Genomic DNA, 17,449 nt, shown 5'->3' with positions numbered 1-17,449 from the left:
TTTAAAGTAATAAGCAACTGTGGCTATCGCCACGACACAGGCGCCTACCAAAACAAAGAGCATATAGGTTCGGATCAATAAACCGACAATCTGGCGGATACTGATTTTGTCAGTCTTCACTTTTTGCCACCCAGATCTTGAATATAATCTCCGATAGCCTCAGAACCATAAGACACCGCCGAATTGCCCACGGTCGTCGCCGCCGTGTCGCCGAGGTAAGGCTTGAGTGTATTGCTGATAACAGGCCCCCCCTTGAACCCGATGGTCGTCCCGGCAAACGAGCCGATCATCGGCAGGATTGGATCTTCACCCTTGATCAAACTGCCGGCATAGGCGCCGCTAAGCCCCACACTCTGGGTAGCGACAAAGCCCTTGCCTTGAGTCAAGGCACCGACCAGCGTCGCAATGAATGCATCGGAATAGCTGAATTTCTCTCCTTTGGTCAGTTGATAGCTGACATTCGCCCCGCCCGATATGGCTGCCCCCGCCGCCATGGCGACGAGACCTGCAGTCAGCTCGGTTCCGACCAGCGGACCGGCCGTAAAGATCAGGTAGCCCTGGATCATCCCTTTTGCAGTCGGCCCCTCAAAGCCGACGCCTTCTCGCTCGTCCTTCAGTACTTTGGCGATTTGCTCATTCGAGTAACCCTGTCCGACGGCCCACTCGGCAAGGGACATTGCTGCAGCTCCCGATGGTATCAGGAACATGTCATTGTTTTCGGCCGCGTTTTTCCCGGCCTGCGCAGCTGCGACAGCAGATGCGGTATCACCCCCGATGATGCCACCGGAAATGCCGCTGGCCAGGGTGGCCAACGCCGATACGCTCTGCTTCTGACTTTCGGTCAACGACCTCACATCCGTCGTGCCATACAACGCCTGCATGATCAGATCGGTACTCACCGCCGAGACGGCCGCACCGGTGGCACCTGCCGCGGCATTGCTGCCTTGAACGGCCGCAGTCAATGCGCCGAGAACGGCGTGGGCCATGACCCTGGCCTCTTCATTGCCCGCAGTCATCTTCTTGATGGTTTCAGCCAGGTAGGGAGCGGAAGCCCCCACCAGCGCCTGCGCAATGTTGCCACCTGCCAGACCCTGGATCGCTGCGGTCACCGCCTGTGCAGCCTGCTGGAAACTGCCACCGGTGCCATAGCTGGACATAGTGTTCTTGTAGGCGTTGGTCGCTTGAAGCACGGCAATGTAAGCCTGGCGATCTTCATAGGAAGCATCCGGACTGGCGCCCGGCATCTTGCGTTGCTCCGGTGTCAGCTCTGCCTCGGCAGCCTTGCTGGCTGCAATCATGCCCTGGGTTCGAACGATGTCCATCGTCTGGCTGCCGATCTCACCGATCAGTTGCGCCTGACGAAGTCGTTGCTGTTCTTTCTCCTTGTTGAAGATCGGACTCAGCGCGTTGTTGGCATTCTCCACATCGCGACTGAGCGTCGACACGTCCTGCTGCTGATTGTTCTTGTCACGGATGAGCAGCGTTGCACCGGAAATCGCCGAGTTCGTGGTGCTGCTGGCGTGACCGCTGTTGTTGCTGCCGACAAGCAGCATGCTGCCCATGTTCCCGAGAAGCTGGGCACCCGCACCACCGCTGCTGCTGGCACTGACGCTTTGGTGCTGACTGGAGAAGTCAGCCTTGTTGTCGATGTCCGCCCAGCCTAGCGTTCCGGTACTCAGGATGTTTTTGTCAGCGGTCGCGGTGCTGGCGATGACACTGCCGTTGAGCTGAGTATGTCCGCCGACCTCCAGCTGGAAACCGCCCTTGCCGGCATAAATCCCTGTCTGTTCCTGCACACTGTCAAAGTTGGATTTGATCTTGTCCTTGCTGACGCTGAGCGATCCACTGCCCGTCATCGAACCGAAGGTAAAGCTGGCGCCCCCACTGACATTGGTCTGTTTGGAGTCGTAGCGGTCAGTGTCCTGCAGGCTGGTCAGCGTCAGGTTGCGGCCGACATTCGCCACCACCTGCTGGGCATTGGCCTGAGCGCCGATCAGATTGGTGTCGCGCCCACTGCCGATCTTCAGTTTGTTGCCCGCATCCAGCGTGGTTTCGGTCCATGTCGTGCCGTTGCCGGATTCCTTGCCTACGCCTTTGTTGCCATTGGCAAAGATACTCAGCCCGGCACCGCTGGAGCCAACCCCAAGACTGATACCGACAGCGCCGCCGCTACTGGAATTCGATCCTTCAACCTTCTGCGTGTTGGCCGCAGCCAGAAGATTAACGTCACGATTGGCAACCACCACCATGTCGTTGGTGGCTTGCAGTTTGCTGCCCTGGATGTTGATGTCACCGTCAGCGAAACCGGCCTTGCCACTGCCCGTCGCAACGATGTACAGGTTTTTGCCGGCGGTCAGCGTACTGCCCTGACTGACACTTTGTTCCTGGACTTGAGTCGAGGTGGATTTCTGCGTGCCCAGAGACAAACTGATGCCTGCGAAACTGCCAGCCTCGGCGCCCGAGCTCAATGCCTGCGCAGCCTGGTAAGCCTGATAGCCTGAAAGCCCTGCCTTGACGCCCTGAAGTGCTGCCAGACGCGTGTCATCTTCATGCCTGGCTGCCTGCGCAGTCTGATAGGCAGTATTCACGGCCTCTCCGACAACACCCGACAACGCCAGCGTCAGACCGCTTTTTTTACTTTCCTGAGTCTGTCGAGTGGTGCTTTCGTTCTGCGCAGCAAGAATATTGACGTTTTGAGCGGCCAGGCTGATATCGCCACCGGCAATAGCGTCCGACGCTTTAATGGTGAGGTTTTTCCCCGCGGTGATGTTCACGTTACCCAGCACACTGCCCACCGTACTGCCCTTCTGGGTCTCGGTATGAGTGGACTGAGTGGAGGCGAGCCTGGAGGAGCCCAGGGTCACGCCAATCCCCCCGGAACTCATCAACCCCGACTTTTTGGTCGACTGACTATGCTCGGCACTGAAGGTCTCGACACCGCTTTCGATACGAATGTCATTGCGGGCCTGCAGATCCGTCTGCCGCGTCGACACCACATTACTGGCGGAGACCAGCAGATCATGTCCCGCCTGCACCAGCACAGTCTCACCGCCCAGGGTCGACCCGGATAGCCAGGTGCTGCTCGAAGAATCACTGCTCGCCTTGCTGGTGCTCGACAACCCCAGACCACTGGACTTGGAGGATGCCGAGGCATTGAACGCGCTGTTTTGCGCGGCCGTGACGTTCACGTCATTGCCTGCCATCAAGTGGAGGCCGCCCTTGTCGCTATTGACTTTCGAGCCCTCGATATTGATGTCGTTCGCTGCCACCAGCATGGTCTTGCCCTGAGCCTGAATGACCGACCCGACCGCCTCTTCGCTGCCACTCTCGGTCATGGTCGAGCTCTTCTTGCCGAACGAACCTTTCTTGGTTTTGGTGTAATAGGAGTAATCGGTATCGGCGGCGCTCTCGAGGTTCAAATTGTCCCCGGCGAAGACAAAGGCTTCACCCTGCGTCGTTGCCTGGCTTGCGATGAGCGTCAGGTCGTTGCCGGCTCTCAGGGCCAAATCCCCACCCGCCTTGATGGTGCTCGACTGCTGACGTACATGATCCTCCTCCGCACGGAACTTCTTGTTCCAGCCGCTGGCATGAGATTCGTCAGCCGCCGAGCTGATCGTCAGGTCGCCTTTGGCATTGATATCGACATTGCCTTTGGCCTCGACATTACTGGCCACAACGCTGACGTCACGCTGGGCCGTAACCTTGAGCGTGCCGCCGACGTTGACGTCCGAGCCATGCTGCTTGACCGTCGAATACTGATAGTTGGTATTGCTGCGGTCTGTCGTCTGTTCGGTCGAGTCGATGTGTACATCACGCCCGGCCGTCAGCGTGGTATCGCCGCCACTCTTGAGCACACTGCCGGTGTTGTTGATGTCCCGACCGGCGCCGATAACCAGTGCGTTCGCCGCTTCGATGCGCGAGGCGTTGTCGACGAAGTCGGTTTCTTCGCTGAGACGGCCATCACTGCTGCGGTGGGTGGTCACGGTGCGTTCGTTGATCACGTCGCCGCGTTCGGCGGTGAGCGTGACATCTCGACCGGAAATGATCCCCCCGGCCTTGTTCGTCAGGTTGTCGGTCGCCGTCAGCTTCAAGAGGTTGCCGGCTTCGACCAGACCGCTGCTCACCAGATCCTTTTTAGCCGTGGCATCGAGGTTTTGGCTGGCGCGCAACGTGCCGGAGTTTTCAAGGTTTTCACCGGCAATCAGCGTGACGTCCTTGCCCTGGATCAACGAGCCCGTGGCCGCAAGGCGATTATTGGCGTTGGCCAGGTACAGCACCGGCACCAGGACTTTTTCGCCGTTCACCTCACGCTCTTCGAGCCAGACGATGTCGTGCGTCAGTGCCGCGACCTGCTGCGCACTGAGACTGACGCCCACACTCAGGTTCAAGCTGTTCTTGCTGGCGATGGCGTTGTCCATCAGGTACTTGAAGACCCCTTCGTCGGAGGTCTGACCGTCGATGAAGCGCTGCCCCGTCCGGGCGACGACAGCCTGCTGGACCAGTTTCTGTTCGAACAGGCCATCACCCAGGCGCTTGGCGCTCTGATCGGCGTCGTAGCCCAGGCCCTGGAGCAGGTAATCCGAACTCATGAACTGCTTGAGGTCAGTGAGCACCGGGTTGGTTTCGATCAAGTATTTGTGCGGCTGGGACTTGCCGGCGTTGCTTGGCAGACCCTGTACGCGGTTGACGGTCACCGGTGTGGTCGACACGCCGCCGATGACTTTGCCTCCGGTGAGCGTCCAGCTTTGCGGGCCGGTAGTGGCCGGCGCGCTGCCACCCTCCTGGCTCAGACGGAAAAGTCCGTTCTGACCTGTCGGCAGGCTGAAGCCCGGCAAGTCGATCGGGCTGACCTGTTGCTGGGCCAGGTCCGGGGGCAGTTGCGGATTGATCTTGACCACGGTGGAGTAGCCGTTGCCAACGCCGGTATCGGTATTGGTCTTGCCCGCCGCGACGTAGCTGTAATAAGGCCGAACCACGCTGTTGTCGATGGTCTGAGCCGCATCCAGCCGGATGTTGCCGCCGGCCTGTATCACCGCGTCGTAGGAGCTGCCCGAACCCGTGACGGTGGAAACGCTTTCGGTCAGCTTGCCACCGCCCAGAAGGCTGATGAAATGGCTCAAATCCGCTTCGACGGTGGCCGAAGGCGTGCCGCCGTTCTTGTCGTTGAAGGCTTTGGCGGCGGGCTCGGCGGCGAAGATCTGGTCAACGTAGTTCCAGTAAGTTCGCTTGGTGATGATCTCCTGCTCTTGCAGGCCTTTGTTGGTGATGGTGCCGGCAGTCACATTGATATTGCCGGTGGCCGCGATGGTGCTGCTGGTGTTATTCAGCGCCTGGGCGTTGATCGACATATTGCCGCCGCTGGTCAGGCTCGCGGCAGCACTGCTGTTGTCGACTTTCAGTCGATCGGTTTCGGCGATTTCCCAGTGCCCGTTGCGTCGGCCGCCACTGCGAAAATCACACCCGGCAATCGGGATCAGGTTGCAGTCGATTTGCGTGATGACTACCGAGCTCTTTTCATGTGCCGTGTACTCGAGAATGTCCCTTACGTTGTTCACGGTCAGGGCATTGATGGTCAGGTCCTGCGCGCTGTAGATCTCACCAGAACGGTTGTCCAACAAGTCTGCCTTGCCGCTGTCGCGATCCCGGCCGATGTGCACATTGCTCAGACCGTACACGTTGCCGTAGGCATTGGTGAAACTGGACAACAGCAGACGCATGTCACCGCCACTGGTGATCAGGCCTCTGTCGTTCAGGAGTGCGCCAGTGGTCAGGGTCAGGTCTTTGCCGGCGCCGAGGGTGCCGTAGTTGTTGACGGTGGCGGCAGTGAGGGTCAGATCGCCGCTGGATGTCAGCCGCCCCTGATTGCTCAACAGGCCGTTAATATTGACCGTGGTGTTGCCGCCACCGCCAATGCTGGTCCCGGTACCGAGGGTCAGTTGACTGCTCTTGAGCGTCAGGTCGCCAAGGCTGCTGGTGCGACCGTTGCCGGAATAGTTGCCCCACAAGGTCAGATCCAGCGATCCGTCACTGGCGATCAACCCGTCGTTGTTCCAGTAACCTCCGCTACCTGTCAGCTTGCTGGCCGCCAGCAATTGACCACTTGCGGTCTGGTTGAGGTTGTTGATGTTGACGGTCAGGCGGTCGGCCTGGATCACGCTGGCGTTGGTCCAGCTATCCGCCGCCAGCGTCAGGGCTCCACGCGTGACGAAGCTGCCGCCGGCGCTACCGAGTTGAGCGGTGGCAATGTCGAAAATCCCGCTCCCGACGTGCAGCACGTTACCGCCCGCGTTCAACAATCCACCCGCCCCAAGGCTGAAGTCACTGTTGGCGCTTTCAACGGCGCCGTTGCGGTTATCGAACAGTCCGCCGACGGTGAACGCGGCTTTGCCGGTGTTGCCCAGTGCGCGCAACTGACCGGTCTGGTTATCGACGCTGGCGGCGCCGACGCTCAGGGTGCTGGCGCTTTCGATGATGCCTTTGCGGTTGTTCAGGGCGCCGCGCAGGCTGAGATCGATTTGTTGGCCGGCGATCTGGCCACCCGTGTCGCCACTATTATCGAAATCCCTGCCGGTGACGCTGACGCGCTGCCTGGCGACCAGCACGCCGTTGCGGTTGATGAAATTGCCGGTGTTGCCCAGATCAAGGGTCGTGTCACCGCTTTGCGCAGCGATCCGTCCGCTCTCGTTGTCGAGACCGGCCAGGGCCTTGAGTGTGACATGCTGAGCCTGGATCACCCCTCCCTGCCCATTGCGCAACAAGCCGCCGATCTGTGCAGTGAAAGCGCTTTTGAGGCTGGAAAGCACACCGCCGCGGCTGTCGAGGCTGGCGGCATTGACGTCGAGGTTGCCGGACTTGGCAACGAGTCGACCCTTCTGGTTATCGATCGCACCACCGACCTTGACGGTAAGTGCGCCTTCGCTTTGCAGCGATCCCCCGGCGTTGTCGAGGCTGGCGGCGTTCAGTTGCAGATCGGCCGCATCACTGTAGATCAGGCCGCCACTGTTTTGCACAGCACCACTGGCAGTGAGCGTGAGGTTATCGTTTGCAGCTACGGTTCCGCCATTACGGTTGTCGAGACCGCCGGTCGACAGACTGAGCAGTTTCTGGCTCACCAGTTTGCCGCCCTGGTTATTGATCTGCGCGGCACGGGTGATCGCCAGCGGGCCGGCTGCAACCACCTGACCTCTGGTATTGATCAGCGTGCCAAGCAGGTCGAGATTGACAGCCGCATCACTGGCCAGAACGCCTTCGGTATTATCCAGGTCAGTGCCGATGAAACGGATGTCCTGCTTGGCGTTGATGGTCGCCTTGGTGTTGTCGAGGCGTTTGGCTGTAATGCCCAGATCGGCACCACTGTCGATCAGACCACCCTGTGCGTTGTTCAAAGTGCCGGTGAGGGTCAGGGTTTGCGCGCTCTCACTGGAGAGAACGCCGCTGTCCGAGTTGTCTAGACTGCCTGCATTGACTTTCAAGGTGCCTTTACTGACCAGCGCGCCGGTGTTGCTGTTACGGATATCGCCTGTGAGATCCACCAGCAGGTCGCCGTCACGGCTGGACAGGGTGCCGTGGTTACGGTTGTCCAGGCTGCCGCCGAGCAGGCTCAGGCCCTGCCAGCCAGAAATCAGGCCATTGAGATTGCGTGTACTCTCTGCGTTCAAATCCAGCCGCTGACGGCTGAAAAATTTGCCGTCGCTGTTGTCCATGTTACGTGCGGTAAGCGTGTAGCTGAGGTCGCTGGAAAGCTCGCCACCCTGGTTGTTCAGATCCCGCAGGTGGCTGATGCTCAACTGTCCCTTGGTGGTAATCAGTCCCTTGCTGTTGTCGAGATCGCCCATCGCACCGCTGAAATCAATGGCGATGGCACTGCCCAGCAGCGAACCGCCATTCTGGTTGTTCACGCTCGCGGCAGTGATGTCGAGATTGCGGGAGGCGTTGATCAGGCCCCTGTCCTGATTGTCGAGCCGGCCGTCAGCCCGCAGATTCAGATCCGCGCGGCTGGTGAATGTGCCGCCGTTATTGTTCAGGCTGCCGGTTTGAGCATCGATGCCGGCAGCAGCGATGAGCCCCTTGATATTGGTCAACGCCTGTTGCACATGCAGTGTCAGGGCTTGATTGCCGAGCAGTTTCCCGTTGCTGTTGTCCAGGCTTGCAGCCGCCAGTGTGAAGGCCTGGGCGCTGGAAATTTCGCCGTTACGGTTATCAACCTGTCGCAGGTTTTTCAGTACCAGCAGCGGTGCGTTGATCAGGCCGTTCTGGTTATTCAAGTCGCCGTTGTTCAGATCCAGCGTCAGTGACGTATCGCTGGTGAGTTGACCGCCGTCATGTTGATCAAGGCTGGCGGCATTCATCGCCAAAGCCTTGTTGCTGGCGATCCGACCCTTGTTGCTGTTATCGACGTGTCCGGCCTTGAGCGAGAGGCTGTCGAGCGACGTCAGTCTGCCGTTCTGGTTGTTGATCGCGCCTGTGGCAGTGATGCTCAGCGCCCTGCCGGCATTTACCAGACCTGCCACGTTGTCCAGGCTCCCCATGCGCAGCGTCGCATCCTGCAGGCTCGACAGTTCGCCGCCACGGTTATTGAACTGGCCGATGGTTGCGTCGAGTGATCCGGTGCTGTTGATCAGGCCGCCGCCATTGAGCGCCTGGCCGACGTTGAGGCTGAGGGCGCCGGTGCTCAGTACCCGACCCTTGTTCTGGTTGTCCAGTGTCGAAGCCGACACCCGAGTGTTCTGCGAGCTCAAAGTGCCGCCCTGGTTGTTCAGGGTTTGCCCCACGTTGACGGTGAGATTGCGGCTGGCGAGTACACTTTTGTTGACGTTGCCGAGGCTGCCGGCGCTGAGGTTGACATCACCTCCGTTGTTGCGGGTGTTATCCGCATTGACCCCGGCTTCGACGATGCCGTTGTTGGTCAGTAGCCCGCCGGCGCTGAGGTTGATGCTGTCGCGGGCCGCGATGGTCTGCTGATTGGTCAGACTGCCCTGGGTTTGCACATTGGCGCTGGTACCGGCGTAGACCGGGCCTTGCGCATCTAAGCTGGACGCCTTGATGTTGACGGCATTGGCCGCAGAAACCTGCGCCAGGGTCAGTTGCCCGTTGGCATCGATCTGGATATCACCGCCACTGGCCGCCAGGTTGCCCGCCAGCTTCACCCCGACACCGGCCTCGGTACCCACCAGTTTGATCGCCCCGGCGTACATCCCGCCGAGCGCGGACGAGTCGATCGCCAGTTGCGGCCTGGAACTGCCATCGTCGGCTCGCGCCGTAGCATCGAGGGTTTGCGCGTTGACGTCGTTGCGACCGGCCACGATGGTCAGGTTCTGTGCCTGGATTTCAGCGTTGATTTTTGCGCTGCGGGTGATGATCTCGAAGCGGTCGACGTTACTGGCATTGAGCCCCGCACCTTCGATGGCGACGCTGCCCTGATCGACCTGAAAGCGGTCCAGCCGCCCCATACCATCGATCACCGGCTTGCCGGTGGTCAGGGTCACCCGCGGTGAGTTGATGAACCCGCAACCGTTACAGGTGATGCCGTAAGGGTTGGCGACGATCACCCGCGCCGACTGCCCCGCGACTTCGGTGTAGCCGCGCAACTGACTGGGATTGCCACTGATTACCTCGTTGAGAATCGCCTGGGCCGCCACCCGATTGGTCAGGTTGGGGTTGCCGACGATGATCCCGCCCAGTTGTGTCTGCCCGGTCTGCGCCGCCACGTTGTTGAGGATGACGCCCTGCGCACCGACGTTGTAGTCATTGAATTGGTTGTGCGACAGGCCTGCAGCGTTGGGTGTGGCAATGTTGACGATAGGCACGCCGTTGCCCGCCTGACCCAGGCTTGTGCCGGGATTGGCCACCACGATGCCGTCCGCCTGCGCCCACATCGGTTGCCAGAACATGACGTTGGCCAGCAGGAACGCCAGTCCGCGCTTGGGCATGCCCCAGAAGTGCTCGTGTTTTTCTACATCTGCAGATGACTGTCGAGCAATAAAGGCGTACTGACGAACGTCCATGTCGGTGGTCTCGGGTAAATGTAATTAGATGAAAAAATCCAGACGGAAGTAGATCGGTGCCTCGCGCTCGGTCAGTGCGTCCGGCCGCTCCAGGGAATGAGCGAAGGTCACGCTTGCCGCCACATGCTCGCCCCGGGCGAACAGCTCGAGCGAGTTGCTCGACATCCGCCCGTGCTGGTCGCCGTTGTAGCGGTCGCCACGGATCACGCCCTGGTCGTAGCCGAGGCTGGTGCCGTATTCGGCGAACACCGGGCGCAGCCATTCGGCGCTCACCGGGCGCGACCAGCGCAGGTCGTTGCGCCAGTAACCGCCGCTGTCGCCGGACAGCGACTGGTCCTTGTAGCCACGGATCGACGACAACCCGCCGAGGCTGGTGCGTTGCGGGCTGAACAACACGTCTTCACTGCGCTGACCGGTCATCAGGCTGCTGAAGGTGAAGGACTCGCCCAACACTTTGAATGGCTGCAGATAGCTCAGGGTCGCGGTGTACTTGCGATAGCGCGCGTCGGGCTCGCCGGGGCCCGGATCATGGCTGCCCTGTGCGTCGAACGCCCCGATGCCTTCCTGCATGCCGGCGTCGAAGTTGACGAAGGCGCTGCCGATCCGCCGTCCGTGGTTGAAGCCGAACTGTGCTTCGCTGATACGGTTGCTGCTCAGCTTGAGCTTGCTGTCTTCGATGAAGTTGTTGCTGCGCAGGTACGAAAGACCGGCGCTGAGGGAGGTCTTGCTCACGGAATCGCGGTGGATCACCCGCTCGGCGCGCAACTGGTGGTTTTCACTGTCGCCGGTCTGCTTGAAATTGAAGCCGTTGGCGGCGATCTGCGAGCGGTATTCGCTCTGGCTGTAGGTGTAGCTGAAGTTCCACCAGCCCCACGGCAGGTTGTAGTTGAGCATGGCGTTGTTGGAAGTGTGCTGATGGTCGGTCATCGCATCGTGACCGCCACGCAGGCTCAACTGATCGGCCAGGCCCAGCGGACTGTCCCAATCGAAGGTGGTACCCCACTGCTGCTCACCGGTGCTGCGCTGGCCATCGTTGCTGCGCGACAGGCCGGCACGCCAGGGCTTTTGCGGGGTGTTGTTGACCAGTACTTCACTGCCACCGACGTTCTTGCCCGGCGAAAGCTCCATCTTGGCCTGGTTGGAGGGCAGGCGATTGAGCTGATCGACCATCTGCTCAATCTCGCGCAGGTTGACCAGCTCACCGGTCTTGCCGGGAAACGCCATCGACAACTCACGCTCCGAAAGCTTGCTGTTATCGGCGCCTTTCAAGCCTTCGAGTTTGCCTTCGACCACCAGCACTTTCAGGTGCCCGCTGGACAAGTCCTGTTGCGGCAGATAGGCGCGGCTGGTGACCAGCCCCTTCTCGATGTAATGGTCAGTGATGACTTTCAGCAGTTCATTGAGCTGAGGCACCCCAAGGCACTGGCCGATATAGGGCTGGAGCAGACGGGTTCTGTCACTGTCCAACAGGCTGTCGGCGCCTTTGAGCTCGATATCGTTGATCTGAAAGCAACGCGTGTCGGCGGGGGCTTGCGGCTGCGCCGGTTTGGCTTCCTTGCCGGGCAGATCCTTGAGCTCTTCCAGACGCCGCTGCTGCTCTTCGAGCAGACGGTTCTGGCGGTCCCGGATCAGGTCGGTATCGCCGGGAGTGGGTGCGGCGAAGGCAGTTTCAAGCGGAGAAAGGCACAGCAAAGCCAGGCACAACCTCGCCGCAAGGGCGGGTGAGTACATGTTCGATCCCTCGAGACGGAAATTGATATCAAAATAGTGGCGCGATAGTAATGAGCCACTATTCTGACGTCAATTTATGGTTTCACCGAAGTCGTCTTGCCGACGAACGGCATCGGTGAATCGGTTCGGGGATTCGACTCACATCACCTCAATGCTCAACCGCCAGTTTTGTCGCCACATCTTCCGGTGCCAGCCGCCGACCATCGGCCGACAGCAACTCAAGCTTCCTGATCGGTTGACGCTTTTGCGCATCCACCATCACCGACCCGGGTTCGCCAGGCTCGAACATGAACTCACCCCCCCACTGCGACAGCGCAACAATCACGGTTTGCAACGCCCGGCCCTTTTCAGTCAGCACGTATTCCTTGTAAGCGCTGCCATCGGACGCCGGCACCAGGCGCAGGATGTCGCGCTCCACCAGCCCTTTGAGCCGGGTGCTCAACATGTTCTTGGCGATTTCCAGGCTCTTCTCGAAATCGCTGAAGCGACTGATGCCTTCCAGTGCATCGCGGATGATCAGCAACGACCACCAGTCACCGATCAGGTCGAGTGTCCGGGCGATCGGGCAGGCATTGCCCGCAAGGCTTTTGCGCTTCATTTCGGGTTTCTCCGGTAAAACGGCAGGTTCGATGCGGTTGCATCTTACAACTCATGCCGCCAAACCGTTAACGCGTGCGCCACGAAACTTAGCACCTGCGTACAAGTGGCCAATGCCCTTTGTCGCGATAGTGAACGCTGCCATCACGGCATCCACGCAGCCCAACCCAAGGAGTTTTCATGAGCACCTTCACGACCCGAGACGGCACCGAGATCTATTTCAAGGACTGGGGCAGCGGCAAGCCCGTGCTGTTCAGCCATGGCTGGCCGCTGGACGCCGACATGTGGGAATACCAGATGGAGTACCTGAGCGGCCGCGGCTACCGCACCATCGCCTTCGACCGTCGTGGTTTCGGGCGCTCCGAGCAGCCATGGACCGGTTACGACTACGACACCTTCGCCGATGACATCGCGCAACTGATCGAGCACCTGGATCTACGTGACGTGACCCTCGTCGGTTTCTCCATGGGCGGCGGCGATGTCAGCCGCTACATTGCGCGCCACGGCAGCGAGCGTGTCGCGGGGCTGGTGTTGCTGGGCGCAGTGACCCCGCTGTTCGGCAAGAAACCGGACTTCGCCGAAGGCGTCGACAAGTCGGTGTTCGACGGGATCAAGGCCGGGCTGCTGAAGGATCGCGCGCAGTTCATCGCTGACTTCAACGCCCCGTTCTACGGCACCAACCAAGGCCAGAAAGTCTCCGATGGCGTGCTGACGCAAACCCTGAACATGGCGCTGCTGGCCTCGCTCAAAGGCACCCTGGACTGCGTCACTGCATTCTCGGAAACCGACTTCCGCCCGGACATGGCGAAAATCGATGTACCGACGTTGGTGATTCATGGCGATGGCGATCAGATCGTCCCGTTTGAAACCACCGGCAAACGCGCGGCTGAGCAGATCAAGGGCGCCGAGCTGAAAGTCTACGCAGGCGCGCCGCACGGTTTTGCGGTCACCCATGCGCAGCAATTGAATGAAGACCTGCTGGCATTCCTCGATCGCTGAGTCCGTGTGATCTGAACGCGCCTTGAAAAGGGCCGCCGACAACCCTGTCGGCGGCCCTTTTTTTCCTTGTCCCGGATTTCGGTGGCAAGCCAAAGCCCCGTATTTACGGGGCTTTCAGGCCTCTGCATCACGTTTTTATCTTCACATGCCAGCTTAATAATATTTTACCGATAACCACCCCCTCCCTAGTCTGATCCCAAGCACAGAGAACAGGTCGACAGCGACCTGAATCCAACGGCCTCGTGAGAAGGGATCAGAGATGACCACTGAAATAATAAAAACAGACACGCTTGTTGTCGGCGCCGGTCAAGCGGGTGTGGCCATGAGTGAACACCTGAGCAAACTCGGTGTGCCGCACCTGGTGCTGGAGCGCAGCCGCATTGCCGAACGCTGGCGCACCGGGCGCTGGGATTCGTTGGTGGCCAACGGTCCGGCGTGGCACGACCGCTTCCCGGGGATGGAATTCGATGATGTCGATCCGGACGGTTTCGCTCACAAGGAGCGCGTCGCCGACTACTTCGAAGCCTACGCCAGGAAATTCAACGCGCCGATCCGCACCGGCGTCGATGTGAAAAGCGTGGTGCGCAATGTCGGGCGTCCGGGTTTCACCGTCGAGACCTCCGAGGGCGTGATCGAAGCGGCGCGCGTCGTCGCCGCCACCGGCCCGTTCCAGCGTCCGGTGATCCCGGCGATTGCGCCGAAGGATGAACGTCTGCTGCAGATCCACTCGGCCGACTATCGCAACCCGCAACAACTGCCGGCCGGCGCGGTGCTGGTGGTCGGTGCCGGTTCGTCGGGCGTGCAGATCGCCGATGAGTTGCAGCGCTCGGGCAAGCAGGTTTACCTCTCGGTCGGCGCCCACGACCGCCCTCCTCGCGCCTACCGCAACCGCGATTTCTGCTGGTGGCTCGGCGTGCTCGGCGAGTGGGATCAGGCCGCGATGAAACCCGGCCGTGAACACGTGACCATCGCCGTCAGCGGCGCCCACGGTGGCCGTACCATCGACTTCCGTGGTCTGGCCCATCGCGGCATGACCCTGGTCGGCGTCACCGAATCGTTCAGCGACGGCGTGGTGACCTTCAAACAGGACCTGCGCGACAACCTCAAGCGTGGCGATGAAAACTACCTCGCGCTGCTGGATGCCGCCGATGCCTACATCGAGCGCAACGGTCTCGACCTGCCGCTGGAACCGGAAGCCCGCGAGACTTATCCGGATCCTGAATGCGTGAAAAACCCGCTGGCCGATCTCGATCTGGCCGCCGCCGGCATCACCTCGATCATCTGGGCCACCGGGTTTGCCGTGGACTATTCCTGGCTGAAAGTCGCGGCGTTCGACGACAACGGCAAGCCGCAGCACCAGCGCGGCGTGTCCAGTGAGCCGGGCGTGTATTTCCTCGGCTTGCCGTGGCAGTCGCGACGCGGGTCGTCGTTCATCTGGGGCGTGTGGCACGACGCCAAGCACGTGGCCGATCACATCGCCACCCAACGCAAATACCTGGCTTATCGCGATGCCGAACAACGCGAAGCCGCGCTGCACAACAACGCTGTCGACACCGTCGACGCTTGATTCCCCTCTTCAATCCCGGCGCCTGTCGCGCCGGGTCCGATTTCGTCAGGAGCCTCACATGAGTCAGCCAACCCACACCCGCATTCGTATGTTCAACACCAAGGACACCTACCCGAACCAGACGCTGGACAACGACCTGTGTCAGGCCGTGCGTGCCGGCAACACCGTGTATGTCCGCGGTCAGGTCGGCACCAATTTCGACGGCGAACTGGTCGGCCTCGGCGACCCGCGCGCCCAGACCGAACAAGCGATGCGCAACGTCAAGCAACTGCTCGAAGAGGCCGGCAGCGACCTGAGCCATATCGTCAAGACCACCACTTACCTGATCGACCCGCGCTACCGCGAGCCGGTGTATCAGGAAGTCGGCAAATGGCTCAAAGGCGTGTTCCCGATCTCCACCGGGCTGGTGGTGTCGGCTTTGGGTCAGCCGCAGTGGCTGATGGAAATTGATGTGGTTGCGGTGATTCCCGAGTAATTCGACCTTAGCGAAAGGAGGCCACACATGACATTTTCCATCGCCGCCCGTTGCCCCGAAACCGGTCAGTTCGGCATCGCCATCAGCTCCTCCAGCATCGCCGTCGGCGCCCGTTGCCCGTGGCTGTTGCCGGGGGTCGGCGCGGTGTCGAGCCAGAACATCACCTTGCCGTCGCTCGGCCCGGAAGTCCTCGCCCTGATGGAGCAAGGCCTGGCGCCCGAGGCCGCGCTGGACAAGGTATTGACCCGCAATGGTTACAGCCAGTATCGACAGATCACAGCGATCAACCACCTCGGCCAGACCGCGCATTTCAGCGGCGCGCAAACCCTTGGCGTGCACAACGCCGTGTCGGGCGAGCAATGCGTGGCGGCGGGCAACATGCTCGCCGGGCGCTCGGTGATCGAAGCCATGGTCAGCGCGTTCGAAGAAGGCGAAGGCCAATTGGCCGATCGCCTGATCAAGGCCCTGCACGCCGCCCAGGCCTTGGGCGGCGAAGCGGGCCCGGTGCATTCGGCAGCCGTGGTTGTAGTCGGCGAGTTGACCTGGCCCATCGTCAACCTGCGGGTGGACTGGGCCGATGAAGACCCGATCGGGCAATTGCAAAAACTCTGGGACGCCTATCGCCCGCAGCTTCAGGACTATATCGACCGCGCCCTCGACCCGGCGAAGGCGCCGGGTTATGGAGTCGCGGGAGACGACCGATGAGCAACAGCGTCGCGTTGCTCAAGACGCTGGTGGGGTTCGACACCACCAGCCGCGAGTCCAACCTGCAACTGATCGACTTCGTGCGCAGCTACCTCGAAAGTTTCGATGTGCCGTGCGAACTGATCTACAACGATGAGCGCAGCAAGGCCAATCTGTTCGCCACGATCGGCCCGGCCGATCAGCCGGGCATCGTGCTGTCGGGGCACACCGATGTGGTGCCTGCCGATGGTCAGCCGTGGACCGTGCCACCGTTCGAACTGAGCGAACGCGACGGCAAGCTTTACGGTCGCGGCACGGCGGACATGAAGGGCTATATCGCCTGCGTGCTCGCGCTGGTGCCGTCGTTGATCGAAGCACCTTTGCGTATGCCGGTGCATATTGCTCTGTCGTACGACGAAGAGGTCGGCTGCCTTGGTGTGCGCTCGCTGCTCAAGGTGCTGGAGCAGCGTCCGGTCAAACCGCTGCTGTGCATCATCGGCGAGCCGACCGAACTCAAACCGGTGCTCGGACACAAGGGCAAACTGGCGATGCGCTGTGATGTCCAGGGTCATGCCTGCCACTCGGCCTATGCGCCACTCGGGGTCAATGCCATCGAGTGCGCCGCCGAGTTGATCGGCGAGCTGGGGCGCATCGGTCGACAGCTCAAGGAGGAACACCTCGACCCGCGTTTCGACCCGCCGTACTCAACGGTGCAAACCGGTGTGATCAGCGGGGGCAAAGCATTGAACATCGTCCCCGCCGATTGCCGTTTCGACTTCGAAATCCGCGCCCTGCCCTCGCAGGATCCGGCGGTCGTCGCGCAGCAACTCAAGGCCTACGCCGAACAGCAAATGCTGCCGCGCATGCGGGCGGTCAGCGAGCAGAGCGATATCCGCTTCAGCGAGTTGTCGGCGTATCCGGGGCTGGCCACAGATGCCCGGAGCCAGGCTGCGCAATTGATCGCCACGTTCTGTGGCTCGGACGATTTCGGCACCGTAGCGTTTGGCACCGAAGGCGGATTGTTCGACGCGGTGGGGATTGCCACGGTGGTGTGCGGCCCCGGCAGCATGGATCAAGGCCACAAGCCGGACGAGTTCGTCAGCCGCGATCAGCTCAAGGCCTGCGATGCGATGCTGCAACGGATGCTGGCGTCGATTCGATTGTGAAAAAAGCGGTCTGGCTGCGGGATTCGAGTCGGCAGCCGCGCCGTAGCATCACCGACAGACAGCTGCTCCGATGGAGGTCAGCTGCGCTGTCGTTCATGGCGCTGAAAGGCCCGAGACAGAGCGTTTTCAGCTGACCGGAGAGCCTCGTTTTTTTAGCGCCTGAAGCAACAAAACTACTAATTTATCTCTCCCCTTTCCTTGCCCATGATCACCCCAACAAGAAATG

General features: G+C 60.7%; 8 protein-coding genes. 5 read left to right on the top strand and 3 right to left on the bottom strand.

Annotation, left to right across the window (positions count from 1 at the left end):
• Positions 1–116: 116 nt before the first annotated feature.
• The 3 genes from MKZ87_RS01040 to MKZ87_RS01030 all read right to left on the bottom strand — a co-directional run bounded on the left by MKZ87_RS01040 (position 117) and on the right by MKZ87_RS01030 (position 12,333).
• A complete protein-coding gene (locus MKZ87_RS01040; RefSeq protein ID WP_266200078.1) occupies positions 117–10,004 on the bottom strand; it encodes a hemagglutinin repeat-containing protein in 9,888 nt (3,295 codons plus the stop codon).
• A gap of 24 nt (positions 10,005–10,028) precedes the next feature.
• On the bottom strand, positions 10,029–11,735 hold the full coding sequence (locus MKZ87_RS01035) for a ShlB/FhaC/HecB family hemolysin secretion/activation protein (RefSeq protein WP_085703598.1): 1,707 nt from the start codon (positions 11,733–11,735) through the stop codon (positions 10,029–10,031).
• A gap of 148 nt (positions 11,736–11,883) precedes the next feature.
• Positions 11,884–12,333, bottom strand: coding sequence for a winged helix-turn-helix transcriptional regulator (locus tag MKZ87_RS01030; protein ID WP_085703599.1), 450 nt, complete (start codon positions 12,331–12,333; stop codon positions 11,884–11,886).
• A gap of 179 nt (positions 12,334–12,512) precedes the next feature.
• On the opposite strand from MKZ87_RS01030, the gene MKZ87_RS01025 reads away from it, so the two are divergent.
• The 5 genes from MKZ87_RS01025 to argE all read left to right on the top strand — a co-directional run bounded on the left by MKZ87_RS01025 (position 12,513) and on the right by argE (position 17,223).
• A complete protein-coding gene (locus MKZ87_RS01025) occupies positions 12,513–13,331 on the top strand; it encodes an alpha/beta fold hydrolase (protein WP_085703600.1) in 819 nt (272 codons plus the stop codon).
• A gap of 259 nt (positions 13,332–13,590) precedes the next feature.
• A complete protein-coding gene (locus MKZ87_RS01020; RefSeq protein ID WP_085698285.1) occupies positions 13,591–14,898 on the top strand; it encodes a flavin-containing monooxygenase in 1,308 nt (435 codons plus the stop codon).
• A gap of 58 nt (positions 14,899–14,956) precedes the next feature.
• On the top strand, positions 14,957–15,373 hold the full coding sequence (locus MKZ87_RS01015) for a RidA family protein (protein ID WP_007950460.1): 417 nt from the start codon (positions 14,957–14,959) through the stop codon (positions 15,371–15,373).
• A 27-nt stretch (positions 15,374–15,400) separates the two neighbouring features.
• Positions 15,401–16,078 carry a DUF1028 domain-containing protein gene (locus tag MKZ87_RS01010; protein WP_039766940.1) on the top strand — a complete coding sequence of 226 codons (678 nt, stop codon included), beginning with the start codon at positions 15,401–15,403 and terminating at the stop codon, positions 16,076–16,078.
• Entirely contained in the window at positions 16,075–17,223 is a 1,149-nt protein-coding gene (gene argE, locus MKZ87_RS01005; protein ID WP_085703601.1) for an acetylornithine deacetylase, read from the top strand. Before MKZ87_RS01010 ends, argE begins: the two co-directional genes overlap by 4 nt.
• The last annotated feature ends 226 nt before the right edge of the window (positions 17,224–17,449 follow it).

It is taken from the genome of Pseudomonas sp. MCal1, from assembly GCF_026341415.1.
GTDB lineage: Bacteria > Pseudomonadota > Gammaproteobacteria > Pseudomonadales > Pseudomonadaceae > Aquipseudomonas.
This window is presented reverse-complemented; position numbering and strand designations above follow the sequence as displayed.

Excerpts from the sequence above, each read along its gene's own strand:
- MKZ87_RS01040 (WP_266200078.1), bottom strand. The coding sequence starts at position 10,004 with ATGGACGTTCGTCAGTACGCCTTTATTGCTCGACAGTCATCTGCAGAT.
- MKZ87_RS01035 (WP_085703598.1), bottom strand. The coding sequence starts at position 11,735 with ATGTACTCACCCGCCCTTGCGGCGAGGTTGTGCCTGGCTTTGCTGTGC.
- MKZ87_RS01030 (WP_085703599.1), bottom strand. The coding sequence starts at position 12,333 with ATGAAGCGCAAAAGCCTTGCGGGCAATGCCTGCCCGATCGCCCGGACA.
- MKZ87_RS01025 (WP_085703600.1), top strand. The coding sequence starts at position 12,513 with ATGAGCACCTTCACGACCCGAGACGGCACCGAGATCTATTTCAAGGAC.
- MKZ87_RS01020 (WP_085698285.1), top strand. The coding sequence starts at position 13,591 with ATGACCACTGAAATAATAAAAACAGACACGCTTGTTGTCGGCGCCGGT.
- MKZ87_RS01015 (WP_007950460.1), top strand. The coding sequence starts at position 14,957 with ATGAGTCAGCCAACCCACACCCGCATTCGTATGTTCAACACCAAGGAC.
- MKZ87_RS01010 (WP_039766940.1), top strand. The coding sequence starts at position 15,401 with ATGACATTTTCCATCGCCGCCCGTTGCCCCGAAACCGGTCAGTTCGGC.
- argE (WP_085703601.1), top strand. The coding sequence starts at position 16,075 with ATGAGCAACAGCGTCGCGTTGCTCAAGACGCTGGTGGGGTTCGACACC.